This is a genomic window from Halococcus saccharolyticus DSM 5350 (assembly GCF_000336915.1).
Classification (GTDB): Archaea; Halobacteriota; Halobacteria; order Halobacteriales; family Halococcaceae; genus Halococcus; species Halococcus saccharolyticus.
Window position 1 is genome coordinate 66,895 of record NZ_AOMD01000027.1, and the last position, 24,324, is coordinate 91,218.

General features: G+C 66.1%; 22 protein-coding genes. 13 read left to right on the forward strand and 9 right to left on the reverse strand.

Annotated features, from left to right (window positions below):
- Positions 1-18 precede the first annotated feature (18 nt).
- Entirely contained in the window at positions 19-516 is a 498-nt protein-coding gene (locus C449_RS12430) for a cupin domain-containing protein (protein WP_006078372.1), read from the reverse strand.
- Between the two features lie 78 nt (positions 517-594).
- Here C449_RS12430 and C449_RS12435 point away from each other — a divergent pair, with 78 nt between their 5' ends.
- Entirely contained in the window at positions 595-1,773 is a 1,179-nt protein-coding gene (locus C449_RS12435; protein WP_006078373.1) for a CBS domain-containing protein, read from the forward strand.
- Positions 1,774-1,786: 13 nt separating this feature from the next.
- On the opposite strand, the gene C449_RS12440 is transcribed toward C449_RS12435, so the two are convergent.
- Positions 1,787-2,509 carry a competence/damage-inducible protein A gene (locus C449_RS12440; protein WP_006078374.1) on the reverse strand — a complete coding sequence of 241 codons (723 nt, stop codon included), beginning with the start codon at positions 2,507-2,509 and terminating at the stop codon, positions 1,787-1,789.
- An 88-nt stretch (positions 2,510-2,597) separates the two neighbouring features.
- A complete protein-coding gene (locus C449_RS12445) occupies positions 2,598-3,260 on the reverse strand; it encodes a hypothetical protein (protein ID WP_006078375.1) in 663 nt (220 codons plus the stop codon).
- A gap of 146 nt (positions 3,261-3,406) precedes the next feature.
- On the opposite strand from C449_RS12445, the gene C449_RS12450 reads away from it, so the two are divergent.
- The 5 genes from C449_RS12450 (at position 3,407) to C449_RS12470 (ending at position 9,074) form a co-directional block, all read left to right on the forward strand.
- Positions 3,407-3,991 carry a biotin transporter BioY gene (locus tag C449_RS12450; RefSeq protein ID WP_006078376.1) on the forward strand — a complete coding sequence of 195 codons (585 nt, stop codon included), beginning with the start codon at positions 3,407-3,409 and terminating at the stop codon, positions 3,989-3,991.
- The gene (locus C449_RS12455) at positions 3,988-4,758 is read left to right on the forward strand and encodes an energy-coupling factor ABC transporter ATP-binding protein (RefSeq protein WP_006078377.1); all 771 of its coding nucleotides are present in this window, start codon (positions 3,988-3,990) and stop codon (positions 4,756-4,758) included. Before C449_RS12450 ends, C449_RS12455 begins: the two co-directional genes overlap by 4 nt.
- Positions 4,752-5,456: an energy-coupling factor transporter transmembrane component T family protein gene (locus tag C449_RS12460; protein ID WP_006078378.1), complete on the forward strand. Its 705-nt coding sequence runs from the start codon at positions 4,752-4,754 to the stop codon at positions 5,454-5,456. Before C449_RS12455 ends, C449_RS12460 begins: the two co-directional genes overlap by 7 nt.
- Positions 5,457-5,635: 179 nt before the next feature.
- On the forward strand, positions 5,636-7,807 hold the full coding sequence (locus tag C449_RS12465; RefSeq protein WP_006078379.1) for a heterodisulfide reductase-related iron-sulfur binding cluster: 2,172 nt from the start codon (positions 5,636-5,638) through the stop codon (positions 7,805-7,807).
- 64 nt (positions 7,808-7,871) lie between these two features.
- Entirely contained in the window at positions 7,872-9,074 is a 1,203-nt protein-coding gene (locus C449_RS12470) for a GNAT family N-acetyltransferase (protein WP_006078380.1), read from the forward strand.
- A gap of 354 nt (positions 9,075-9,428) precedes the next feature.
- On the opposite strand, the gene C449_RS12475 is transcribed toward C449_RS12470, so the two are convergent.
- Both C449_RS12475 and C449_RS12480 read right to left on the reverse strand, forming a co-directional pair.
- Positions 9,429-9,977 carry a hypothetical protein gene (locus C449_RS12475; RefSeq protein WP_006078381.1) on the reverse strand — a complete coding sequence of 183 codons (549 nt, stop codon included), beginning with the start codon at positions 9,975-9,977 and terminating at the stop codon, positions 9,429-9,431.
- Between the two features lie 196 nt (positions 9,978-10,173).
- The gene (locus tag C449_RS12480) at positions 10,174-10,962 is read right to left on the reverse strand and encodes a hypothetical protein (RefSeq protein WP_006078382.1); all 789 of its coding nucleotides are present in this window, start codon (positions 10,960-10,962) and stop codon (positions 10,174-10,176) included.
- Between the two features lie 98 nt (positions 10,963-11,060).
- Between C449_RS12480 and C449_RS12485 the strand changes: the two genes are divergently transcribed.
- Positions 11,061-11,330 carry a hypothetical protein gene (locus tag C449_RS12485; RefSeq protein ID WP_006078383.1) on the forward strand — a complete coding sequence of 90 codons (270 nt, stop codon included), beginning with the start codon at positions 11,061-11,063 and terminating at the stop codon, positions 11,328-11,330.
- A 260-nt stretch (positions 11,331-11,590) separates the two neighbouring features.
- A complete protein-coding gene (locus C449_RS12490) occupies positions 11,591-12,232 on the forward strand; it encodes a hypothetical protein (RefSeq protein WP_006078384.1) in 642 nt (213 codons plus the stop codon).
- 99 nt (positions 12,233-12,331) lie between these two features.
- Here the strand turns inward: C449_RS12490 and C449_RS12495 are convergent, their stop codons facing one another.
- The gene (locus tag C449_RS12495; RefSeq protein WP_006078385.1) at positions 12,332-12,859 is read right to left on the reverse strand and encodes a DedA family protein; all 528 of its coding nucleotides are present in this window, start codon (positions 12,857-12,859) and stop codon (positions 12,332-12,334) included.
- A 90-nt stretch (positions 12,860-12,949) separates the two neighbouring features.
- On the opposite strand from C449_RS12495, the gene hemB reads away from it, so the two are divergent.
- From hemB to C449_RS12510, 3 genes are all read left to right on the forward strand, one after another.
- Complete coding sequence (hemB, locus tag C449_RS12500) at positions 12,950-13,990, forward strand: porphobilinogen synthase (RefSeq protein WP_006078386.1); 1,041 nt, start codon at positions 12,950-12,952, stop codon at positions 13,988-13,990.
- Between the two features lie 62 nt (positions 13,991-14,052).
- Positions 14,053-15,834: an acyl-CoA dehydrogenase family protein gene (locus tag C449_RS12505; RefSeq protein WP_006078387.1), complete on the forward strand. Its 1,782-nt coding sequence runs from the start codon at positions 14,053-14,055 to the stop codon at positions 15,832-15,834.
- Between the two features lie 308 nt (positions 15,835-16,142).
- Positions 16,143-17,861, forward strand: coding sequence for an ammonium transporter (locus C449_RS12510; protein WP_006078388.1), 1,719 nt, complete (start codon positions 16,143-16,145; stop codon positions 17,859-17,861).
- Between the two features lie 253 nt (positions 17,862-18,114).
- Here C449_RS12510 and hemL read toward each other — a convergent pair whose 3' ends face one another.
- Together hemL and C449_RS12520 are read right to left on the reverse strand one after the other, a co-directional pair.
- Entirely contained in the window at positions 18,115-19,455 is a 1,341-nt protein-coding gene (hemL, locus tag C449_RS12515) for a glutamate-1-semialdehyde 2,1-aminomutase (protein WP_006078389.1), read from the reverse strand.
- Positions 19,456-19,764: 309 nt separating this feature from the next.
- On the reverse strand, positions 19,765-20,724 hold the full coding sequence (locus C449_RS12520; protein ID WP_006078390.1) for a transcriptional regulator: 960 nt from the start codon (positions 20,722-20,724) through the stop codon (positions 19,765-19,767).
- 145 nt (positions 20,725-20,869) lie between these two features.
- Between C449_RS12520 and C449_RS12525 the strand changes: the two genes are divergently transcribed.
- Together C449_RS12525 and C449_RS12530 are read left to right on the forward strand one after the other, a co-directional pair.
- Positions 20,870-22,132, forward strand: a complete 1,263-nt coding sequence (locus C449_RS12525) for a tRNA(Ile)(2)-agmatinylcytidine synthase (RefSeq protein ID WP_006078391.1) — start codon at positions 20,870-20,872, stop codon at positions 22,130-22,132.
- Between the two features lie 61 nt (positions 22,133-22,193).
- A complete protein-coding gene (locus C449_RS12530; RefSeq protein WP_006078392.1) occupies positions 22,194-22,973 on the forward strand; it encodes a sugar phosphate isomerase/epimerase family protein in 780 nt (259 codons plus the stop codon).
- Between the two features lie 21 nt (positions 22,974-22,994).
- Here the strand turns inward: C449_RS12530 and C449_RS12535 are convergent, their stop codons facing one another.
- On the reverse strand, positions 22,995-24,140 hold the full coding sequence (locus C449_RS12535; RefSeq protein ID WP_006078393.1) for a threonine synthase: 1,146 nt from the start codon (positions 24,138-24,140) through the stop codon (positions 22,995-22,997).
- Positions 24,141-24,324 lie beyond the last annotated feature (184 nt).

A 24,324-nucleotide genomic window follows, 5' to 3' on the forward strand; every position in this document is an offset into this window, starting at 1 on the left:
CGGTGGTCGGAGTCCACGCTACTCGACGAGTTCGATCGCGTCGTCACCGTTCGGCACCGCGCAGATGAACGCCCCTTCCTCGTCTCCCTCGTTGCGATACCAGTGGACCGTTCCTGCCGGGATCAACAGCGAGTCGCCGGCGCTCACGGTGTGTTCCTCGTCGTCGTCGACGGCTTCTGCTCGCGGGCCTTGCCCGCTCGCACGGCCCGAGGCACAGTGTGCCTCGCTGTCGCCGTCTTCCCGAGGCGTCTTCGACGCCTCGCTGATACCGACCACGTACTCCCCCTCCAGAACGTACTGCTCGTGTTCGACTTCGTTGGTGTGTTTCGGGACCTCGGCCCCGGGAGCGAGCGTGAACCGCCGGATGGCGAAGTTTGGCGCACCGCGAGCTTCGTCGACAAGCACGCCCTTTTCGAGGCCGTCGGCTGCATCGACGGGCTCGTACGCGACATCGTCGGCTCGTCGCACGACCGGCGACGGCTCGGATGACTGGGACGGTTCGGGTGACTCGCTCATGCGACCGCCACGATCGGCGCGGTCAAAAACGTTCGCGGGCGGGGGCGGGCTTAAGATGCCGCCAGCCCTACTCGGGGTATGCCCAGCTTTCGGATCGGCCGCATCGCCGGGATCCCCATCAAGGTCGGTCTGTCGTTCTTGCTCGTGCTCCCCCTGTTCGCGTGGCTCATCGCCGCCGACGTGAATCGGTGGACCGGCATCATGAACGACGTCGTGGGGGCAAACCTCCCAGTGGCGTCGCTGTCGGCGGGCTCGACGCCGCTCGTGCTCGGCAGCGTCGCCGCGATCGGGCTGTTCGTCGGGGTCGTGCTCCACGAGCTCGGCCACTCGCTCGTGGCGATGCGCTATGGCTACCCGATCGACTCGATCACGCTCTGGTTTCTTGGCGGGATCGCCCAGTTGACGGAGATGCCCGAGGACTGGCGACAGGAGTTCGCCGTCGCGGTCGCCGGGCCGATCGTGAGCATCGCGGTCGGTGCGGTGTCGTATCTCGGCTTCCTCGCACTCCCCGAGTCGTTCGGGGCCGCCCGATTCGTGCTCGCGTATCTCGCGCTGGCGAACGTCGTGCTCGCGGGGTTCAATCTCCTCCCCGGCTTCCCGATGGACGGCGGTCGCGTCCTGCGTGCGCTGCTCGCGCGCAATCGCACCCACGCTCGGGCGACGCAGCTCGCCGCCGAGGTCGGCAAGGGGTTCGCGTTCCTGCTCGGCCTCGCGGGGCTGCTCTCTGGCGGAATCGTGCTGATCGCGATCGCCTTTTTCATCTACATGAGTGCCGCCGGTGAGGCCCAGCAGGCCACCACGAAGGCCGCTCTGGAGGGGGTTGCAATCGAGCGGGTCATGACGCCTGCCAACGAGATCCACGCCGTCGCACCGGAGACCTCGGTCGCCGAACTGATCGATCGGATGCTGACCGAGCGCCACACCGGCTATCCCGTCCTCGACGATGGCAAGCTCGTCGGGCTGGTCACGCTGTCGGACGCCCGCGAAGTTCGGGAGGTCGAACGCGACGCCTATCGGGTCGAGGAGGTGATGACCCGCGAACTCACGACGATCCCAGCGGATGCCGACGCGATGACCGCGCTCTCGACGATGCAATCCGAAGGCGTCGGCCGACTCCCGGTCGTCGATCTCCGCGGGGAGTTCACCGGTCTCGTCTCCCGAACCGATCTGATGACCGCGCTGACGATCCTCCAGTCGAGCGAGAGCGCGGCGTCCACACCGGACACACCACGATCGGCCGACGAGACGGTCCGGTGAGCGCGATGGCCCCTCACTCCGTCGGCGTCGTCACCTCGACGCGGGCTTCGAGCCACTCCGCTGCTCTGTCGAGTTCGGTAGGGTCCTCGCCGGTGAGTTTGATCCGGTTGTGGCGGACTGCGGGATCGGGATAGCACCCGACGGCGACGTCGAACTGTTCGCCGGCGGCTTCGAGGTCGGCGACGAGATCGGCCTCCGGGGTCGCGGTGTGGAACGTCCGTGACTCGACATCGCCCCCGAACGAGTCCGCAACCGACTCGAACATCGCCTTCATCTCACCGGGAACGCCGGGGAGCACGTAGGTATTCTCGATCACGCAGCCCGGTGCGAGACCCGGCTCGTTCAGCAGCGGTCGACTTCCGTCAGGGATCGAGGCCTCGGCCTCGTGGTCGAGATCGATGTCGGGGAACTCCTCGCGAACCGCCTTGACCGTGGCCTCGACGTCGGCGAGCGCACGGTCGTCGGGCGCGAGCGGGCGGTCGAACGCCGCTGCAACCGCAGCCATCGTGACGTCGTCGGGCGTGCCACCGAGCCCACCCGTCACGATCACGGCGTCGAAACGCTCGGCGAACTCGCACACCTTCCGGGCGATCAGGTCGCGGTCGTCGGGCACCACGAGAACTCTCGCGACCGTCGCGCCACGATCAGTGAGCTGCCCCGCGAGCCACGTCGCGTTGGTGTTCTGGGTGTCGCCCGCGAGAAGCTCGTCGCCGACGGTGAGAAGCGCGACCTGCATTCGCCCGAACCGACGAGCCACGGACGGATAACCCGTTCGCGTGCGGCGCTCGGCTCACGATCCGGCACAGCCGGCAGCGGGGACAGGATCAAAAGGAGAGGTCGTTTTCCATCCCGTCGGTGGCGTCGTCGAGACCGTCGCGGGTGACGTCCTCGGTGAGCGAGGCGAGATCGGCGTCCGAAAGGATCTCGTCGAACTCCTCGCGGAAGCGGTCGCCGACGCGACGACGTTCGGCCTGGGTTTCGAGCACTCGGTGATAGCGCCGGACGGTCGATTCGGCGACGTCGAGAGCGTCGGCGATCTCGGCGATCGGCTCGTCGTTCGTGAGGCGGTCCCGGAGGTCGCCGAGGGCGAACGGAGCGTCGGTGTCGGCCTCGCGGACGAGATGAAGGTCCATCCGCACGCGGAAGACGTCGCGACGGGAGAGATCGAAGGTTTCGGGATCTGACGCATCGGAACTCGTCCCCTCGTCAGCGTCATCCTCGTCTACTGAATCCGCCGCACGTTCCGCGAGGGCGGCATCGCCCAACCCGTCGTAGAACCCCTCGACCAGATCGGCGAGCGCCGCATCCGGGAGATCGGTGTCGAAGTCGTAGCGCTCGCGCATCGAGGCCACGACCGCTTCGACGCGCTCGGCCGCCGACTCGTCGCGCGCGAGCGACCCGGGGGTGTCCTCCTGGCGCTCGGTGACCGTCGACTCGTCGGTAACGTCGACGAAGATATCACGGAGTTCTTCAGTTTTTTCGTCCATCGTCGCGCGAACGAAGCGTCTGACACCGATCCGTAAAAATCTGCCGGCGGTGTAAACGGCCCGTCGACCGACGAGGCTAAGAGAGTTGACGGCTGGAAGGACGTATCGATGACCGAACCACGCGACGATCGACGAGGGAGGGGACGATGAGCGCCGAAACCGGCGACGTGGAGCTCGTTGGCGACGCAGCCGCGAGCAACCTCGCGCGCGCAGCACTGTTCGCCGCCCTGATCGGCGCGTTCGCCTACGTCAGCTTCCCGAACCCCGTCTCACCCGCCCCGGTCACGCTCCAGGTGCTCGGCGTCTTTCTCGCGGGAATCCTGCTCGGCCCGGTGTGGGGTGGAGCGGCCTGCGGGCTCTACCTGCTCGCTGGCGCGCTCGGCGCACCGGTGTTCGCCGGCGGATCGGCGGGGCTCGGTGTCCTCGTCGGCCCGACCGCGGGCTACCTCTGGTCGTACCCGTTCGCGGCCGCCGCGATCGGCGTCGTCGTCCACGGCGGCACCTCGCTCGTCGATCCGAAATCGGTCGGCCTCGCCCGACTCGTCGGTGCGATGGTTCTCGGCGTAATCGTAATCTACACGTTCGGGGTGGTGGGGCTAATGGTGGTCCAAAATCTCGGTCCCGTCGAGGCGTTCGTTGGCGGTGCGGCCGCGTTCATCCCGGCCGAGGCGCTGAAGATCGCGGCCGGGGTGGGGATCGTCCGGAGCGACGCGATCGCCGCCACGGCATGATCGAGGTCCGCAATCTCGTCCATCGCTACAACGGCACCGGCGGATCGTCGAAATCGGGTCAGGAGTCCACCGCCGACCGGGACGACGCGACCGAAACGAAGCCACGACCGGCGGTCGACGGTGTCTCGCTCACCATCGACGATGGCTCGTTCGTCGTGCTCGCGGGGCCGAACGGTTCGGGAAAGACGACCCTTGTCCGGCAGTTCAACGGCCTGCTCGACCCCGATGCGGGTACCGTATCGGTGAACGGCCAGCCGGTCACGACGGACGTCGTGGCCGCACGAACCGCGGTCGCGATGACGTTCCAGGACCCGCGCGACGGGTTCGTGGCCGCGACCATCGGCGCAGATGTGGCGTTCGGGCCCGAAAACCTCGGTCTCGATAGGAATGAAATCGACCGTCGGGTGGCCGACGCGCTCGCAGCGGTGCGGCTGGACGACCGCGAGAACGAGCGCATCGACCGGCTGTCGGGCGGCGAGCGGGCGCGGGTCGCGATCGCTGGCGCGCTCGCGATGGCACCCGATCACCTCGTGCTCGACGAGCCGTTCGCGGGCCTCGACGAGCCAGCACGCCAGTCGGTGCTGGACAGAATCCGGGCGCTCCACGCCGACGGCACCGGGATCGTGGTCGTGACCCACGATCTCCGTGATCTCGTCGATCCCGCCGATCGCGTGCTCGTGATGAACGAGGGTCGGGTCGCGCTCGACGCACCGCCCGCTGCAGCGATCGGTCGCCTTCCGGACCTCGGCGTGCGCGCGCCGTGCTGAGCTACGAGCCGGGCGACTCGTTCGTCCACCGACTCGATCCGCGGGCGAAGCTCGCAGTGCAGGTCGGGTTCGCGCTCGCGGCGTTCGCTCACACCACGCCGCGCGGTCTCGTGATCCTGACCGCGCTCGCGGGGTGCGTCCTCGCGGCGGCGAGACTGTCGCCGATCGCCGCTCTTGCCGAGGCGCGCTACGCGCTCCCCTTCCTGCTCGCCGGGCCGGCGATCGCCGCCTTCACCCTGGGTCCGCCGTGGATCGCTCTCTCACAGGCGGTCGCGCCGGCGCTCGCGAGCTATCGCGTCCTGCTCGTGCTCGCCGTGAGCGTCGTCTACGTTCGGACGACGCGCGTGCGTGACTCGCGGGCGGCGATTCAGCGGCTCGTCCCCGGCCGTCCGGGTCGTTTCCTCGGCGTCGGCGTGGCGCTCGTCTTCCGCTTTCTCCCCGTACTGCTGGCCGATCTCTCGCGGACGCGCGCGGCGATGCGCGCGCGGCTCGGGAGCGAGCGTGGACTCATCGAACGAATGGGGATCGTTACGAGCGCAGGGATCCAGCGGGCGTTCGGGCGGGCCGATCGGCTGGGCGTGGCGCTCCGCGCCCGGTGTTTCGCGTGGAACCCGACCCTGCCGGCGCTCCGGTTCACGCGTCACGACCTGCCGGCGCTCGGTCTGGCTGCGGCGCTCGTCGGCTGGGCGTTCGTCTGAGCCGAGATCGACCACCCCACGTCCACGCTCGCGCCGCAAGGATTGAAACGGGGTCCCGTGGGGTGCCGGAGCGCACCGGTAGAAACGGGAAACTTGTTGTTGATTTCCAACCAACGTCGGCCCGATCGTCGACGGTGGACAAGACTTAACGCTGCCCGCCGGCTCTACGACGATAATCGATGACACTCGTGCTCCAGGCAGGTGAGACCGTCACCCGAGAGACGTTCTGGCTGATCGGTCCCGTCGGGAAGGCCCTGTTCTATTTCCTCACGGCGCTTGCAGTCACGGTCTTCCTGTATGGGGTCTACGAACGGTTCGCGCGGTACACCCGAGGAACCGAGGACGCTTTCTCGCGGCTCGACGACCTCCCGAATCGGATCGTGAGCGCCGCGAAGACCGTCATCACCAACGAGAACCAGTTCAATCGCGACCTCTACGGTGGGCTGATGCACGCCTTCATCATGTGGGGTTTCCTCACGCTTCTGATCGGCACCACCATTCTCGCGATCGACATGGACGGCTACCAGCTCGTCACAGGGCTGCTGGGCGAGACGCAGTCGTTCTTCGTCGGCGATTTCTACCTGTCCTACTCGCTCGTGATGGACGCGATGGGCTTTCTGTTCGTCATCGGGCTCGGAATGGCGATCTACCGGCGGTACGTCGTCCGGAACGAGCGGCTGTGGGGCAAACACACCAGCGTCGAAGACGGGCTGTTCGTCTGGACGCTCTTCCTCCTCGCTGCCGGCGGCTATCTCGTCGAAGGAGTGCGGATCCTCGCGACCGGCTTTCCCGAGTTCGAGACCGTGAGCTTCGTGGGCTGGTTCGTCGCGCTCGTCCTCCAGGGAATCGGCGTCTCCGAAGGGTTCGCGACCACGCTCTACCCGGCGGCGTGGTGGTCGCACTCGCTGCTCGCGCTCGGCTTCGTGGCGTGGGTGCCCTACGCCAAGCCGTTCCACATGCTGTCGAGTTTCGCCAACGTCGTCACGCGCGACGAGAAGGCCGGCACCCGGCTGCCCGGCGTCCCCGCCGACGCCGATCCCGACGAGATCGGCTTTACTGGGATCGAGGACATGTCGTGGCGACAGATGCTCGATCAGGACGCCTGCACCAAATGTGGCCGGTGTTCGTCGGTGTGTCCCGCGAAGGCGTCGGGCCGGCCGCTCGACCCGCGCGACGTGATCCTCGATCTCAAGAGCTACCGCGAGTCGGTGAACGCTGGCGGCGAAACCAAGGAAATCGTCGCCGACGGTGGCACGAGCGTGATCAATCCGCGCACGATGGAGTCGTGTATGTCCTGCATGGCCTGCATGGACGCCTGTCCCGTCGACATCGAGCACGTCCCGCAGTTCACCGAGATGAATCGCCGGCTCACCGAATCCGGCGAGATGGACGAGAACGTCCAGGAGACCATGATGGACATCTTCGGCCAGGGGAACTCGTTCGGGGACCCCGAGCGCAAACGTCCCGAGTGGACCGAAGAGCTCGACTTCGAGGTGCCCGACGCGCGCGATGAACCCGTCGAATACCTCTGGTACGTCGGTGACTACCCCTCCTACGACGAGCGAAACCGGCGAGTCGCCCGGTCGCTCGCCACCATCTTCGAGCACGCGGGCGTCGACTACGGCATCCTCTACGAGGACGAACAGAACGACGGCAACGACGTCCGGCGAGTGGGCGAGGAGGGGCTCTACGAGATGCTCGCCGAGGACAACGTCGACGCCTTCGAGAGCTGCGAGTTCGACACCATCGTCTGCACCGACCCGCACAGCTACAACACCTTCTCGAACGAGTACCCCGAACTCGACGGCGTGGAGTGGAATCAGGATGGGGAAATCGACGTCCACCACTACACGCAGGTCGTTCAGGAGCTCGCGGACAGCGGCGCGCTCGATCTCAGAGGCACCGAACTCGATCACACCGTCACCTACCACGATCCCTGCCACCTCGGTCGGATGAACGACGAGTACGAGGCCCCCCGAAATCTCGTCCGGCGCACGGGCTGTGACCTGAACGAGATGCCCAGGAATCGTGCGAACTCCTTCTGCTGTGGTGGCGGTGGCGGCGGGCTCTGGATGGACTTCGACGAGGAGCCAAAACCCAGCGAGGAACGCCTCCGCGAAGCCTTGGAGGACACCGACGCGGGGGCTGCGGTCGAGAAGTTCGTCGTCGCCTGCCCGATGTGCATGACGATGTACGAGGACGGCCGCAAGACGGGAAGCTTCGAGGACGAGATCGAGATCGTCGGGCTCTCGGAACTCCTTGCGGAGGCGATCGATGCGGGCGGGGCGGCAGGAGCAACGGCGGACGCAGACGCGGATGCAGAGACGGGCGCGGCTCCGGCGGACGATTGAGGCTGGTGACGGCGATCCACCGGACGGCCTGAAAGTATTTGCCGCGCGATGCCCCCGGATCGGTATGATCGAGTATCGTCCCATCCCCGAAGCGGCCGAAGAGCGCCATCGGGCGATCACGGGCTACGCGTTCGACGCCGGGTCGGGACCGTACGACCCGGATGAACCGATCGACGAACGACGTCAACGACGGTGGGCGTTCGGCGAGGATCGAGGGGTCTTCGACGGCGACGACCTCGTTGCTTGCGGGACCCACATCGAGTTCACCGTCCGACTGCGCGGCGAGTGGCTCCCGATGGCCGGTCTCTCGGGAGTGGCCTCGCCGCCGGACCGTCGACGTCAGGGGTTCGTCGGGGAACTCCTCGAAGCCTCGCTCCGGGAGTATCGCGATCGAGATTGGCCGATTGCCGCTCTCTGGCCGTTCAAACACGACTTCTACGCGCGCTACGGCTGGGCGACCGGTTGTCGGTATCGGACCGCGACCGTCGATCCCGCGGCGCTGTCGACGGTGCGATCCGCCGCGGCCGGCGAGTTCCGGCGGATCGAACCCGAGGAGTACGCCACCTTGGAACCGGTCTTCGAGGCGTGGCTCGACGGCGTGAACCTCGCGACCCGCCGGAGCGACGACTGGTGGCGCGATCGAGTGTTTCAGAGCGACGATACGGAGCGATACTGCTACGTGTGGCTCCGCGAGGACGAGCCACGGGGCTACCTGCTGTACCGGATCCGGAATGACGACGACGGCCGACGCCTAGTCGTCGACGAAATGGCGTCCGCCGACCACGAGGCGTATCTGAATCTCCTGCGCTTCTGCCACGATCACGACTCCCAGGTGAACACGGTCGAGCTGTACGGCCACGATCACGACCGTCTTCTGGACGTCGTCACCGACCGGGACGCGATCGAGGTCGAGATGGCTGCCGGCCAGATGGTTCGGATCGTCGACGTCCCGACAGCGCTCGAAGCCGTCCCGTACCCCGGTGTCGAGGACGCCACCGTCACCGTCGACGTCGACGATCCACACGCGCCGTGGAACGATGCGACGTTCGCGATTCGGGTCGAAGACAACGTGGCGTCCGTCGAACGCGTCGACGCCGAACCGGATGCGACGACCGACATCGGGACGCTCTCACAGCTCCTCGTCGGCTACTGCTCGGCCGAACATGCCAGAGTGGTCGGCGATCTCGACGTGGATACCTCAGGGACCGCCGACGTGCTGGATCGGCTGTTTCCCGAGCACGAGGTGTTCCTCCCGGAACAGTTCTGAGAGGTGCGCCAATCACGACCGTCTCACTCCACGCGCACTGATCGGACGTGGTCGACACCACCGATTCCGACGATGGGTGCTCACGTGAGATCGATCGACACCCAATATCGTGGCAACTGGTAACAAGAGCTAAGCAAGTCGGCCGACATAGTGGCTCGTGCAGGCGTGTTGCCTGTGCTACGCTCGGCCAACACGGGACCACCGAGCGTGGGAGCATACGCGAACCATGGGCCGGGGGAGGGCGACCGGCCCATTTTCATCGTTGAGTCCGGAGTCATTGATCCCATATTGAGATTCAGTACGGAGATGTCGAGAGCATCTACAGGCTGCACGTCTGAGTCTCCACAGAACGGATTAACTATCTGAAGAAGGGACTATCGTATGGGTACAATGCGGGTGTTCAGGGATCTTTACCTTTCCATGGTAATCTGCTTGCCCGTACGTTCGTTCGAGTCTATCGAGCATGACTTCCACCTCAGCCTCGTCTCCTGCTAACCTGATCGTGCAGGATGAGTCCTTATCCTCTTCGTCGGAATGAGGAATGAAGCAGCTCTCTTGCCCGTCTTCTTCCAATGCATGGAGAACAGCTTGATTGTAAAATCGACTAGCCTGCGTGCGCACCAGCCTTTCGTCCCACCCCTTCGCGAACACCCGATTGTCATGAGCGTGAGGGGATTTCCCCTGTGGAAGCTCCGTGGAAACAGCTTTGAACGACTCTTCTAGGCCGATCTGTCCCTCAAAGAACTCACTAAGGATATCTCGTAGAGACTCTGTTCGACCATTGCCTTCGAGGGCCTTCCCATGGATAGAGTCGGTGTCGACTAAGTCCAGAACTCTCCCTCTAAGATCTGGATTTTCGTCTACGGCATCTTGGATCTCATAGAAATTTTGTGCCCATCTCATACTACTGTTCTATCTGTCAATATGAAACTCAGTAATTTATATCTTGTGCTGAAATTTCATTCGATAGAGGCAGTGGCAGAGCCATCGCATCGAAATGGCTGTTGGCTATTAGTAGATCTCCGCTTTAGATCGCCAGGAGCGATCTCAGGAAACCACGCGCATCATCAGGTCGTTCGGCTTGATCAGAGCCAGGTCGTCAGTCCTCGTCGTTAGTCGAGTCGTCGGGACCGGGTTGCTCGGGTTCGGCCCAGCGGTCGTCGGGATCGACCGGCGCAAGCGCGTGCGATCGCTCGGCGTCGCTGTACGACCGATCGGCGAGCGCCAAGCTCCGGCGTCGCCACCGCTTGCTCAGCTCCGGCTCGCCCGTCGGGCCGACGCGCGCGCCGTGGACGGTGAAGTACCGGCCGTCGCGGCCCATCTTCTTGCCGTCGTAGGTGTGCTGGTCGAAGATCACGTCGAACGTGTCGCCGGGTTCGAGGTCATCGACCGGAAAGTCGTGGGCCGGCTCGCGGCCCGCTTCGCGCGCTGCGGCCCGTTCCTCGGCGACCCGCTCGAAGTACTCGTTGGCGTAGGTGGCCTCACGGGTCGAGGTGGCCCGGGCGGCGGCGAGCGCCGCGTGGATCCCGCAGAGTCGCCCCTCCCAGCCGTCGTCGTCCCAGCGTTCGGTCGCGAGTCGCTCGTAGCGATCGATAGTGAGGACGACGTCCGCGCCCGCTCGCAGGTCTTCGACGACGTAGAGCGCGAGCCGGTCCCAGAGGTTCCACGCGTATCCCGAGCGGACGAGTTCCCACGCCGCCCACGCCGCACACTCCTCGTCCGAGCGCCGCACAGCCTTCTGGAGCAGGCTCGTGACGTCGTATCGGTTGTACCCACCTTTGGTTTCGTGCTCGCCGAGTTCGTCACCGAAATCGTTGGTCGCGTGCTCGTCCGGATCGCGCGTGTCGGCCTCGCTGCCGCCGAGCGTGGCCTGTTTCCCGTCGCCCATGACCGTAGCGGAGGCACGGCGCACACATGTGCGTACCCATCCGAAGCTGTCACGTGCAGTAGATTGAAGGTACTCCCCGTTCGAACACAACTATTCAGATGGCGGACGACGTGCTCATCGCGGCCGATCATCCGTGTCCGGACTGCGGCTCGACCACGGCGACCGACCGCGAAACCGAGGAGTACGTGCTCGAAGACGGCACCCAGCGTCGCATGACGTTCTGTACGGCGTGTGCCACCGAGGACAGCGACGGCACGCTTCGGTACGAAGTCATCGCCGAGGAGTTCGTTCGCACTGAGATCGGCCGAGCGATGTGCGACGACTCACGGACCGGACAGTCCGCTGCCGACCGCACTGACGGACGGTAGCGCTGGCCGTCGGCGAACGATCGCGGTCGAAAGGCGTCCGGTCGATCGTTTGGACCCCACACGCACAGACAGCAACGGCTACGCCGAGACTGTTACCGAGGTTCAAGTGAGGGGTTCGTCCACGACAGACGGAGAGCGAACAGCACGTCGAGAGTAAGTCATATGATAACGCCCGACATATCTTGCAAAGGGCGTTCTTTCAACAAGAATCTAGATGACTAGCCCTGAGAGATACAACCTCAGAAGAGTTGTTGAGATGTATGACGGAAAGCGACGATAGCGGCAATCGAATCGATCGGCGTGGACTGCTCCGACGGATCGGGGCGCTCGGCGTCACCGGTGTGGTCGGGGTCGGTGGGTTCCAGTTCTTCGCAACGGAGCCGGTCTTTGCGCTCGAAAAGGAGACGTTCACGGCAGCCGACGTGAGCATCGACTCGGCGGACGGGACGATCGACGACATCTGGTTCCAGCCCGAACTCACCTACTCGTGGGGCGACCTCGACTCGTCGCCACACACGCTGAAGTTTACCCTCTCGACGGAGGGCCCCGATGGCGGGTACTTCGAGAAGGTCGGCAGCGAGTCCAAGTACAACGAGGCGCTGGAGGACGGGAAATCGGCATCGGGTAGCTATGATTTCCAGAACGAACTCAGCCTGATCGAGAACACGTCGTGGTACAAATCCGCCTTCAGTGCCGATGGAGACGGTGAGAGCAAGGTGGTCGATCTGACGGTCCAAGTGAAAGCCGAGCTCGCCACGAACGACGGAACCACCCACACGGACACCAAGGAAGCCCCGTTCAGCATCAACGTCACCAATAGACAGGTGAAGTTCGGCAACCAAGGGGGAAGTGGCTCCGGCAGCGGCGGCGTCGGCGGGATCGCCGGCACTGGCGGTAACTGATCGCGTTCGGCGAGGTCGTTGTCACCGCCGTGAATCGTTTCGATCGACTGGATCATCGCGAGGTTTCCGGGCTCTGAAACGATCTGCGCCCGAACTGCCTCAGAACGCGATTTCGATCACGCCGAGCGCGATCGCCGCGAGCGCCGTCTCGAACACCACCGTACCGGCAGCCGAGAGGACGACGAACGTCCGGGTCCGCATCTCGGCGAACCCAGCGGGGACGGTGAGCATCCCCCGGGTAAAGAGAAGGGCGTTGCTCACCGGAACGACGATCGGGCCCCAGCGGTCGAACCAGCCGTCGAAGGTGGCGAGGCGCTCGTCGCTCACCCGGAACCACCGCTTTTCGAGGAGCCACTCCCGGCCGCCGCGCTTCGCGAGCACGAACAGCGCGACCTGGCCGATCGTCGCGCCGATCACCGCGACACCGATGATGGCGGCGACGTCCGTCACTGTGCTCCCCATGAGGCCGATCGAGACCGGGACGATCGCCTCGCTCGGCATGAAGTACATCAGCATGGCTCCTTCGAGCACGAACACACAGAGGAGGGCGAGTAGCGCGTACTCCGAGTCGAGCAGGTCCCGGAGGGTAGCGGGCATCTCCGCGATCTGGAGGACCGGAGCGGACATCGGCAGGGAGTTTGCCGGTAGCTCCTAAATCGTTTGCGTCACGCGTCGCTCACGAGAAGAGGTTTTGACGCTCGCGACCCCAGTCGGGGTATGGATCTCACCCGCCGCCCGCGACGGCTCCGCCGCGACGGGCTCCGCGATCTCGTCAGCGAGACCACCCTGGCGGCGAGCGACCTGATCGCGCCGGTGTTCGTCGACGCCACCACGGAGGAGCGCATTCCGATCGAGTCGATGCCGGGCCACGAGCGCGTTCCCGTAAACGAGGCGGCTACGCGCGTCGAGGAGATCGCCGCAACGGGCGTCGAGAGCGTCATCGTCTTCGGCATCCCCGAGTCGAAGGACGCCCGCGGCACGCGCGCGTGGGCCGACGACGGCGTGGTCCAGCGCGCGCTCCGACGGATCACCGACGAAACCGATGTCTTCTGCATCACCGACGTCTGCCTCTGCGAGTACACCGATCACGGCCACTGCGGAGTACTCGCGGATGAGGCACGAGATCGGTGGGAGGACGGCCGTGCGGAGGCCGACGGCGGTGCGGCGGGGCTGCACGCACATCGCGAAACGGGGCTGACGGTCGACAACGACGCGACGCTCGACCTCCTCGGGAAGACCGCGACGAGCCACGCCGCCGCGGGCGCAGATATGGTCGCGCCGAGCAGCGCGACCGACGGGATGGTGGGCGCGATCCGGGCAGCGCTCGACGACGTGGAGCACACGGACGTACCAATCATGAGCTACGCCGCGAAGTACGAGAGCGCCTTCTACGGGCCGTTCCGCGACGCGGCCGACGGCGCGCCCGCCTTCGGTGATCGCCGCCACTACCAGATGGACCCCGCGAACGCCGACGAAGCCCTTCGAGAAGTGGATCTCGACGTCGATCAGGGGGCTGACGTGCTGATGGTCAAGCCCGCGCTACCCTACCTCGACGTCGTCAGCGCGGTCGACGATCGGACCGACCACCCCGTGGCGGCGTACAACGTCTCTGGGGAGTACGCGATGCTCCACGCCGCCGCCGAGAAGGGCTGGCTCGATCTCGACGCTGTGGCTCACGAGTCGCTGCTCTCGATCAAGCGCGCCGGCGCGGATCTAATTCTGACGTACTTCGCCGAGGACGTCGCCAAGCAGCTCTGAACCCAGTGCGGGCCGACCGCGGCGGACCGAGCAGTTATGCCGCGAGCGACGATTGGGACGGTATGACACGCGAGGCCATCGACTACGGGCAATGGGAGGCTGGCCGCGACGTGAACTACTGGGAACTCGATCGCACGCTCCAGTACGAGGCGCGACGGACGTACCCGGACGAGGAGTTCGCGTGGGCCGAACCCCGGCTGGAAGCGTTCGGCGATGTCGTCGGCTCTACCGTCGCCGACAACGCCGACCGGATCGACCGCCACGGCCCGGAACTCCACACCTACGACGAGCACGGCGAGATCCGCAACGAAGTCGAGTACCATCCCAAACAGCACGAGAACGAGCGGATCGCCTATGGGGAATTTGGGCTGACCCACGACGCCTTCCATGCGCCACCAGGCCGCGACGCTCCCCTCGGACTCACGCACACCCTGACCCAGCAGGCGCTGCTCTCGTACGCCGACCCGGGGTTCGTCTGTCCGGTGTCGATGACAACCGGCGTCGCGCTCGTGCTCGACGCGTTCGACGACGGGAGTCTCGACGGCTACTTCGAGCGCCTCACCAGCCGCGACGCCGACGAGCACATCGAGGGCGCGATGTTCCTCACCGAGAAACAGGGCGGCAGCGATGTCGGCGCGAACGAGACGATTGCCGAGGAGGCCCCTGATGGCAGCTACCGCCTCACCGGCGAGAAGTGGTTCTGCTCGAACATCGACGCCGAGGGCGCGCTCGCGCTGGCCCGCCGGCCCGACGCGCCCGACGGGACCGCGGGGCTCTCGCTGTTTTTGGTCCCGCACACCAAATCCGATGGAACGGTCAACGACGCCCTGTTTCGCCGGCTGAAGGACAAGCTCGGGACGATCTCGGTCCCCACCGGGGAGATCGAGTTCCGGGGCGCGGAGGCGTATCTGGTCGGCGAGCCCGAGAACGGGTTCCGACAGATGACCGAGATGCTCAACTTCGAACGCCTCTCGAACGCCAGCGCCGCGGTCGGGATCATGGGCCGCGCGCTGCTCGAATCGAAGGTTCAGGCCGCGAACCGCGAGGCGTTCGGGGAGGTCATTCAGGAGTATCCGCTGATGCGCCGCGACCTCGTCGACATGACCGTCGACTACGAGGCCGCCGCCGCGTTCACTTTCGACGGCGCACGCATGCTCGACCGCTACCGGCGCGAGGGACGGGAGACCGAGGCCGGCGAGCGGGCGTTCAAACTCGTGCGCGCGCTCGTGCCGGTGGCGAAGCACGTCACCGCTCGGATGGCGGTCGAGACCGCCTCGTACGCCGGCGAGGTGCTCGGCGGCAACGGCTACGTCCGGTCGTTCGTCACGCCGCGCCTGCTCCGAGACGCCCAGGTTCTCCCGATCTGGGAGGGCACATCGAACGTGCTCTCGCTCGATCTGCTCCGGGCGCTCGACCGCGAGGACGCCCACGAGGCGCTCCTGCCCGCGATCCGCGCCAACCTCGACGCGGCCGAACATCCCTGCCTCGACGAGCCGACCGCGGCGATCAAGGACGCGTTCGCCGGCCTCCAGAAGGCGCTGGTCCACCTCGCCGAGGCTGACGGGGAGTACGCCCAGCTGCAGGCGAAGGAGCTCGCGAACTACGTCTTCGACGTCTACACCGCCGCGCTCCTCGTCAGGGAGGCCCAAGACCGGATCGACAGCGCGGACGACGCCCGGAAGGCCCTGATTGCAAAGCGGTTCGTCGATACCCGCCTTCGCGAGTCCGATACACGTGGCATCACCGATGACGACCGATTCTCGATCGAACAGTTCGACGCGGTCGTGCGATACGCCCCTGTCGAGCCGGCGACACTCGCCGAACCCGCGTCGGCCGACGACTGATCGTCGTCGAACTCGGGCGCGAACGCCGTCCTCGCGCAATACCTGCCGGAACCAAAATCGACGAACGTTCGATTTTTATCCGAAACTACGCCGCTTTCGGACGGAATACAGCCTTATACAGATAATACTGTACCGCAAATCGGACATATCCATGCCAATGCCGTCGAAAATATACAAATGTCAACCCAACAGTTATATGATCGCACTTCCTGCGTCCCCAGCGTGAAACGGATGACGAATACGGTCGAAAAATACGAAAACATCGACAGTTACGTAGAAATAGCGGAAGGAATCTTCGAGGTGGGAGAATGATTGGGGGTGCGATGATTCCGCTCCAGGCGGGCGGGATGGAAGCGGTCGTCGAGAGCGTCAACCTCGTGTGGGTGCTCACGGTCACGTTCCTGATCTTCTTCATGCACGCGGGGTTCGCCATGTTGGAGGCGGGCCAGGTCCGCGCGAAGAACGTCGCCAACCAGCTCACGAAGAACATGCTGACGTGGTCGATCGGCGTCGTAGCGTTCTTCCTCGTGGGCGCGGGCGTCTCGTCGGTCGTCGGCGGGCTCACGAGCGGCAGCGGGGCCGCGCTCGCCGACCTGACCGCGGTCTGGAGCGGCGACTCGGCCGCGTGGGTGAGCTGGCTGTTCGGCGCGGTCTTTGCGATGACCGCCGCCACCATCGTGAGCGGCGCGGTCGCGGGGCGGTGCAAGCTCCGGGCGTACGTCGGCTACACGATCCTGCTCGCGGCGATCATCTACCCGGTGGTCACGGGCTTCACGTGGGCCGGTGGCTTTCTCGCCGACGTTCTCGGCGTGGGCTTTCACGACTTCGCCGGCGGGATGATCGTCCACGGGATGGGCGGGATCGCGGGCCTGACGGCGGCGTGGGTGCTCGGCCCGCGAATCGGTCGCTACGGGACGGACGGCTCGGTGAACGTGATCCCCGGCCACTCGATGTCGTTCGCGGTGCTCGGCACGCTGATCCTCTGCTTCGGGTGGTACGGGTTCAACGTCGGCACCGCGGCCGCGCCGCTCGCGATGACCGATGGTGCGGCCGAACTCGGCTCGTTCAGCTACGTTGGTCGGGTCGCGCTCACGACCACGCTCGGCATGGCCGCGGGCGCGATCGGGGCCGCCGGAGCCTCGTTCGCGAAGAACCGGAAGGTCGACACGCTGTACGTCGCCAACGGGATGCTCGCCGGACTGGTCTCGATCACTTCGATCACCGACGCGATCGTCTGGCCTGGTGCACTGGTCGTCGGCCTGCTCGCGGGCATCCAGCTCCCGCTGGTCTTCGAGTTCGTCGAGAAGCGCCTCCGGATCGACGACGTCTGTGCGGTGTTCCCGGTCCACGGCTCGGCGGGCATACTCGGCGCGCTCGCCTTCCCGTTCGTCGCGGTCGACGGGTTCGCGGTCGACGTGCTCGCTGCCCAGGTCATCGGCGTCGCCGTGATCGCGGGCTGGACGATCGTCGCGACCGCTGCGGTGTTCGGCGCGCTGAAGGCGGTCGGCCAGGCGCGCGTCACGCCCGAACACGAACGCGACGGGCTCGACAGCGCGGAACACGGCGTCGATACCTACCCCGAGTTCGGCCTCGGCGATTCGGGTGGGCCGGTCGCCGACGGTGGCGCAGTCTACGCGGCCGCCGACGAGGAGGTCCGGACCGATGGAGGGCTTCCGAACGACGGCGGCATCAAGATGGTCACGGCCGTCGTCCGGCCGGACAAACTCGGTGCGGTGAAAAGCGCGCTCGCGGAGGTCGGCGCGCCCTCGCTCACGGTGACGAACGTCTCCGGGCGGGGCAGCCAGCCCGTGAAGAAGGGCCAGTGGCGCGGCGAGGAGTACACCGTCGACCTCCATCAGAAGGTCAAAGTCGAGTGCGTGGTAGCCGATATCGCCGCCGACGACGTGGTCGAAGCGATCGTCGAGCGCGCCGCGACCGGCCAGCCGGGCGACGGCAAGGTGTTCGTCACGCCGATCGAGGACGCCGCCCAGATCCGGACTGGGACTCGGGGACGGGAGGCTGTCTAACGCCCACTTTTTTACAGAGAGTCCTCCCTCGCGCTCGCTGCGCTCGCGCTCAGTCGAACCCCCTCCAAAAACCTGGACTAAAAACACCCGCTCGCTCACTTCGTTCGCTCGCGGTGGGATCGCTGGCACGTTCCGCAACCGCAGCCGCACCGCCGAAGCCCTCGGCCACTCGCTACGCTCGTGGCCTCGCCCTTCATCCGCCAGGCCCGCTCCACTACCCCCGGCGCTCACTCCAACCACCAGAGCGTATCACTCACTCGAAGTAAGCTTTGTACGCTTCGAGGGTTTCCTCGACGTCCTCGTCAGTATGAGCGTGGCTAACGAACTGGGATTCCAGCTGGTTCGCGGTCAGGAAGATCCCGTCGTCGAGCATCGCGGGCCGGAACAGCCGCTCCCAGCGCTCGGTCTCGCTTTGCTCGACATCCGCGCCAGTTTTGGGACAGCGGTCGAATCGGTCACAGTCAGGGTCCTGACGACAGCCGGCCCCGCACTCCGGACCAGGGGCGGCGGCGTCGCCGCGGGTGAACACGAGTTTGAACATGCTGTCGGTGCCGAGAACGGTGTAGCCAGGCGCGCGATCTTCGGTGATCTCGGTCAATCCTTGCCGAAGTTTCTCACCGAGCCGGTTCACGTGATCGTAGACGTCGTTTTCGGCAGCGTAGCGCAGGGTTTCGAGTCCGGCGGCCATCGCGACCGGGTGGCCCGAGAACGTGCCCGACTGGAACACGTCGCCAGCGGGCGTGAACGACTCGACGATCTCGGCGGGGCCACCGATCGCGCCCGCCGGGAACCCACCGCCGACGATCTTCGCAAAGGTGGTGAGGTCGGGCGTCACGCCGAGCTTTCCCTGGGCGCACTGGAGTCCACCGACTCGAAAGCCCGTCATCACCTCGTCGAAGATCAGGAGCGCGCCGGACTCGTCGCACAGCTCGCGCAGGCGCTCGTGATAGCCCTCGACCGGGAGCACGCCCGCGGTGTTCCCGAGGAGGGGTTCGGTCAGCACACCCGCGATCTCGTCGCCATGGGCCTCGAAAATCGCCTCGATGGCCTCCGTGTCGTTGAACGGAACAGGAATAGTGTGTTCGGCGAACGACTGCGGAACACCAGGTGAGGACGGACGCGGATCGTCTGGCGATCCCTCGACCAGCGTGGACTCCTGCGCGCCGTGATACCCGCCCTGCATCACGACGATCTTCTCGCGGCCGGTGTACCCGCGGGCGAGTCGAACGGCGGAGACGGTGGCTTCGGTCCCGCTGTTGACGAACCGGCACATCTCGACGCTTGGCACGTGGCGGGCGACGAACTCCGCGAGTTCGACCTCGATCTCGGTGGGTGCGCCGTACATCGGTCCCTCGCTCAGCGTCGACTGGACCGCCGCCCGGACCGACTCGGGCAGATCGTGGCCGAGCAGCAGCGGCCCGTAGCCCATCACGTAGTCGATATAGCGGTTGCCGTCGGCGTCGATGACGTGGGCACCGTCGCCGCGCTCGATGAACGCCGGGTAGGGGCGGGTCGCCCGCACTGAAGAATTCACGCCGCCAGGGAGCACGTCGAGCGCGCGGTCGTAGAGATCGCGCGAGGTCGAGCGGTTCATGCGCCGGATTGGGGTGTCGGGCTGAAAGACGTTACTGAGCGACGGTGGCGGTGCGGCCGGCGGCCGCGGAGCGGCAGCGGTCGCGGGGCGGTTCCTGGCGGATGAAGGGCGAAACCCGCTTCGCGGGTCGAGGGCTTCGGCGGTGCTGTTGGGAGATAGTCGTGGAGAACGGCAGCGTCTGCGCGAACGCAGTGAGCACGGTTCACCGCGAGTGCCGAAGGCACGAGCGGCCGTTTTTGGTCCGGATTTTTGGCCGGGGTTGAGCGCGAGCGGAGCGAGCGCGAGGCCTCGGTGAAAAAAGGTGGGTGTTTAGGCGGAGGATTTCGCGCGTTCGCGGATCAGATCACGGAGGGCGTCGGGATCGTCGATCGCCGCGATCTCCTCGTGTTCGATCAGCGCGGTGTCGTCGACGGCGTCACGCGAGGCGTCGTCGACGACGTACACCGAGCGGGTGCGGGTCACCGTGCCGAGCGAACTCATGATCCGGGCGCGTTTCTCCGCGGTTCGCGTGAAGGCGGAGTGACCAGTCAGCACGTTCTCGGCTCCACCGTCGTCCTCGCTGACGGCTTTAAATGGCGCACGGGTCGTCGGATGGACGTCGAAGCCGACCCGCGTCAGCACCGCGACGAGGCCCTCGTCGTCGGTTTCGGGGGCGTCGGTCGCATCGGTCGAATCCTCCTCTGTGATCTCGTCCGCGCCGTCGAGCACGTCGACCGGGTTCGCGAGCGGCGCGTCGAGGAGGTCTTCCATTCGTGCGGCGACCTCGACCGAGGCGTTCATTCCGTCCTCGTACTTCGAGACCGTGCGCCGTGAAACACCCAGTTCGTCGGCAAGCCGCCCGAGGCTCCAGTCGCGATCCTCGCGCTCGTCGGCGAGCACCTCGCCGTCGATGTTGACGTAGAGCCCGCCGGGTGCAGCGTAGATCATCGGCGGGACCTGCTCGACGAACAGATCGAGGGCGGTGTCGGGACTGAGCACGGGCACGCCGTGGCGGAGATACATCACGCCCGGTTTCAGTTCCTCGTCCCGCGTCCGGAGTCCGATGACCAGTGGCGTCGCATTGAGGAAGCTGCCGAGTCGGCGCATCTCGATCCCGGTGGTGCCGTCGAACGCGTCGATGTTGCCGAGGATCTTCACGAGGAGGAGCTCGTCACCGCGACGCGCGGCGACATCGAAGCTCTTCGGGCGGACCGCACACCGGTCGCTGACGAGGAACCCCGCGTCCTCCAGCATCGCGGTCACGTTGCCGACCAGTGCGGACCGTGACATGGGTGTACGTAAGTAGCGCCACGTATATAGTGGTTGTGCCGTCGCTATATCCCTCTCTTCCGGCGATTACTGCCACGCTCGTCGGTAGATTTATATATGAGATTCGAGCCGGAACGTGGTTGTCCGGCGAACGCGTGGGACGGATGTGACGGTCATCGGTATCGACGACACCGACTCGCGCGAGCGGGGGATGTGTACGACGTATCTCGCCGCGCGAGTGGCAGCACGTATTCGTGAGGAGGGTGGTGCCGTCGATCGCCAGATGCTGGTCAGACTGAACCCCGCGATCGAGCACAAGACGCGAGGGAACGCGGCACTTGCGGTCCATACAGACCTCTCGCCCGACCGGGCGCTCGCCATTGCCCGCGAGGCGGTCGAAGCGCTGGCGGCGACCGACGATCCACGGACGAACCCGGGAGTCGTGGTCGCGCCCGACGAAGCGGTGCCGGAGTCGGTGATGGGGTTCTCCCGTCGAGCCGTCCGCGAGCGCCTCACGCTCGACGAGGCACGCCAACTGATCGAGACCAGGGAGTATCGCCACGCCGGCTGGAAGGAATCGAGAGGACTGATCGGCGCACTCGCCGCAGTTGGGTCGTGGGCGGCGTTCGACGAGTGGACCTACGAGTATATCGCCTATCGCGAGGCTCACAGGAGAGGGACGCCGCGCGAGGTCGATCACGAATCGGTGTTCGCGGCCGCCGACCGGGGGTATCCGGCGGCGTGGGACACCGTCGATCACGGCGAGGACAGTTCAGTATGCGTTCCCCACGCACCAGGACCGATCCTCTACGGTATCCGGGGCGACGATCCCGACGTCGTCCGTGCCGTCGCCGACCGGATCGAGAGCGAACCGGTCGAGCGCACAGGGATCTTCGTCACGAATCAGGGCACCGATGCCCATCTCCGCGAGGGAAGCATGGGCGAACTCCGCGACGGGCGGTCCTACCGGGTTTCGGGAACGGTTTCGACGCAGCCTGAGACCAAGCGGGGCGGACACGTCTTCTTCGACCTCGAAAACGGCGACGCGGCGCTCGCGTGTGCCGCGTTCGAGCCGACGAAGCGGTTCCGCGAGCGCGTTCGCGCGCTCCGTGTCGGGGATCGACTCACCGTCTGCGGTGAGGTTTCGGATAGCACCCTCAAACTCGAGAAGTTCGCCGTCCGCGACCTCGTGGAAACCGAACTTACGGTACCGTTGTGTCCGGACTGCGGACGGTCGATGGAGAGTGCGGGTCGCGACCAGGGATATCGGTGTCGGGACTGCGGAACGGGCGAGCCGGGAAAGGTCGAGCGCACGATCGAGCGCGACCTCGAACTCGGTTGGTACGAGGTACCGCCGTGCGCACGCCGCCACATCGCGAAACCGCTGGTCCGGGGCGGGTTCGACGCGCCGACTCACCCCGAGCGGTGACGGAAAGGCTCTCTTATCACACCCCGAGAGCGGTTAAGAAGGAGCGTCACGTAGACACGGTATGAACGCGATCCGTCGGGGCTTCGTCACCCAGGTCGGGATGGGGTACGAGGAAGCGTTCGAGCACGCCGAGGCGTTCGGGCTCGACTACGTCGAAGTAATGATGGACGGGACACACGAGCGCACCGCGCTCGCCGACGAAACCGATCGGGTGCTCGCGCTCGCGGACGAGCGTGGTCTCGATCTCGCGGTGCATCTCCCCTTCCGACTCGACATCGCCTCGCCGTTCGAGCACGTCCGCGAGGGCGCGCTCCGCGAACTCCTCGCGGCGATCGAGACCGCCATCGAATGCGGGGCGGAGAAAGGTGTGGTTCACGCGAGCACCGACGCGTGGCCGCCGGCGTGGGAGAACGATTCCCTCCACGGAAACCTGTTCTCGTCGATCCGCGACCTCGACGCGTTCGGGCGCGATCGTGACTTCGAGCTCTGTGTCGAGAACGTCGCCGGCGACTTCTTTCCTGCCGCATCGTTCCCACGACTGTTCGACGAAACCGACGCGAGCATGACGTTCGACACCGGCCACGCACGAATGAACGGCATGGATTCGGCGGCGATGGCCGAGTTCCTCGACGAACACGGCGATCGGGTGGGCCACCTCCATCTGAACGACACCCGGATGCCGAAGGACGAACACCTGCCGTTCGGGGCGGGCACCATCGATTTCGATCGGTTGTTCGAGCCGCTGCGCGACGGCTGGACCGGCACGCTCTCGCTCGAAGCGTTTACCGACGACTGGGGTTACATCGAGACCAGCGTGGACCGGCTCGACGACCTGCTCTGAGGTCGGCGGTCGATAGCCGCGTTACGCGTTCGATCCCGCCCCCGTCAGCGGAACGACTACATGATCGGTGTCGGCCACGATCCCGCGCTCGCGGTATTTGCGGAGGGCAGCCGGTGCGACCGCACACGTCGGCTCGACGTCGAACCCCGCTCGACCGAGTCGCTCGTGTTCCTCGCGCGTGGTTTCGGTGTCGATCGCGATGGCGTCGCCGCCGGTGGTCTGAATCGCGTCGACGATCGCCTTGATTCGGACGGGGTCGCGAATCTGGATGCCGTCGGCGAGATCGTTCTGGTCGTCGGAATCGTTGGCGTCGTTGCGTTCGGCGCGGCCGTCGAGCCTGTCGACGACCGGTGCGTAGCCAGCGGCCTGGGCACCGAGCAGTCGGGGTATCTCGTCGATCCAGCCGGCCGTGTGGAGTGCGCGGAACCCGCGGTACGCGCCCAGAAAGAGGGTGCCGTGGCCGAGCGGACAGACGACCGCCTCCGGCACCTGCCAGTCGCACTGGGCGGCGAGTTCGAGCGCGAACGTCGCGGTGCCGGCGAAGAAGGCGGGATTCCAGGCGTGACTCGCGTACCAGCCCGCACCGTCCCCGACGGCCTCGATCGCGGCCGCTGTGACGTCCGCCCTCGTCCCTTCGATTCGCACTACGTCGGCCCCCGTGCGCTCGATCGCCCGGAGTTTCGCCGATTTGGCGTCGGCAGGGACGTAGATCGTGGCGTCGAGTCCCGCACGGGCGGCGTAGGTCGCGATCGCGGTGCCGGCGTTGCCCGAGGAGTCCTCGATCACGCGGTCGGCCCCACACTCGATCGCGCGTGCGATCGTCGTCGCCGCGCCGCGATCCTTGAAACTACCCGTCGGCGAGACGTACTCGAGTTTGAACGTCGCGTCCCAGTCGAGCGCATCGCCAGCCGATGGCCGGCTTTCCGAGGGACGTTGTCCCTCGCTATCAACGATCGGGGCCCAACCCGCACCGAGAGCCACCGCTCGTTCAACGGGCAGGAAGTCCGCGAACGCCCAGAGTCCGTCGCGAGTGTCGAGATCGGCGAACGCGGGTGCGGGGCCGTCCGGCAGCGGTTGGGTGGCGAAATCGAGCGGCTGGCCGCACTCGCAGCACCAGCGGTCAGCGTAGGTGTTGCCGCAGGCAGGGCAGCGGAGATCGGCGGACATGGTTGGGAAAGCGGGCGCGGCGAACCAGTAGGTGACGGTTGCGGGGCGGTGGCGGTGCGGTCCTGGCGTCCTGCGGTCGCTCTGCGACCACAGGGCTCAGGAGAGCAAGCTCTCCTGGCGGATGAAGGGCGAGGCCCGTGGAGCGGGCCGAGGGCTTCGGCGGTGCTGTGCGGTGGGCGGTTGC

Excerpts from the sequence above, each read along its gene's own strand:
- C449_RS12440 (WP_006078374.1), bottom strand. The coding sequence starts at position 2,509 with ATGCAGGTCGCGCTTCTCACCGTCGGCGACGAGCTTCTCGCGGGCGAC.
- C449_RS12465 (WP_006078379.1), top strand. The coding sequence starts at position 5,636 with ATGACACTCGTGCTCCAGGCAGGTGAGACCGTCACCCGAGAGACGTTC.
- C449_RS12430 (WP_006078372.1), bottom strand. The coding sequence starts at position 516 with ATGAGCGAGTCACCCGAACCGTCCCAGTCATCCGAGCCGTCGCCGGTC.
- C449_RS12445 (WP_006078375.1), bottom strand. The coding sequence starts at position 3,260 with ATGGACGAAAAAACTGAAGAACTCCGTGATATCTTCGTCGACGTTACC.
- C449_RS12435 (WP_006078373.1), top strand. The coding sequence starts at position 595 with ATGCCCAGCTTTCGGATCGGCCGCATCGCCGGGATCCCCATCAAGGTC.
- C449_RS12510 (WP_006078388.1), top strand. The coding sequence starts at position 16,143 with ATGATTGGGGGTGCGATGATTCCGCTCCAGGCGGGCGGGATGGAAGCG.
- C449_RS12520 (WP_006078390.1), bottom strand. The coding sequence starts at position 20,724 with ATGTCACGGTCCGCACTGGTCGGCAACGTGACCGCGATGCTGGAGGAC.
- C449_RS12505 (WP_006078387.1), top strand. The coding sequence starts at position 14,053 with ATGACACGCGAGGCCATCGACTACGGGCAATGGGAGGCTGGCCGCGAC.
- C449_RS12455 (WP_006078377.1), top strand. The coding sequence starts at position 3,988 with ATGATCGAGGTCCGCAATCTCGTCCATCGCTACAACGGCACCGGCGGA.
- hemB (WP_006078386.1), top strand. The coding sequence starts at position 12,950 with ATGGATCTCACCCGCCGCCCGCGACGGCTCCGCCGCGACGGGCTCCGC.
- C449_RS12450 (WP_006078376.1), top strand. The coding sequence starts at position 3,407 with ATGAGCGCCGAAACCGGCGACGTGGAGCTCGTTGGCGACGCAGCCGCG.
- C449_RS12480 (WP_006078382.1), bottom strand. The coding sequence starts at position 10,962 with ATGGGCGACGGGAAACAGGCCACGCTCGGCGGCAGCGAGGCCGACACG.
- C449_RS12535 (WP_006078393.1), bottom strand. The coding sequence starts at position 24,140 with ATGTCCGCCGATCTCCGCTGCCCTGCCTGCGGCAACACCTACGCTGAC.
- C449_RS12470 (WP_006078380.1), top strand. The coding sequence starts at position 7,872 with ATGATCGAGTATCGTCCCATCCCCGAAGCGGCCGAAGAGCGCCATCGG.
- C449_RS12495 (WP_006078385.1), bottom strand. The coding sequence starts at position 12,859 with ATGTCCGCTCCGGTCCTCCAGATCGCGGAGATGCCCGCTACCCTCCGG.
- C449_RS12530 (WP_006078392.1), top strand. The coding sequence starts at position 22,194 with ATGAACGCGATCCGTCGGGGCTTCGTCACCCAGGTCGGGATGGGGTAC.
- C449_RS12490 (WP_006078384.1), top strand. The coding sequence starts at position 11,591 with ATGACGGAAAGCGACGATAGCGGCAATCGAATCGATCGGCGTGGACTG.
- C449_RS12475 (WP_006078381.1), bottom strand. The coding sequence starts at position 9,977 with ATGAGATGGGCACAAAATTTCTATGAGATCCAAGATGCCGTAGACGAA.
- hemL (WP_006078389.1), bottom strand. The coding sequence starts at position 19,455 with ATGAACCGCTCGACCTCGCGCGATCTCTACGACCGCGCGCTCGACGTG.
- C449_RS12485 (WP_006078383.1), top strand. The coding sequence starts at position 11,061 with ATGGCGGACGACGTGCTCATCGCGGCCGATCATCCGTGTCCGGACTGC.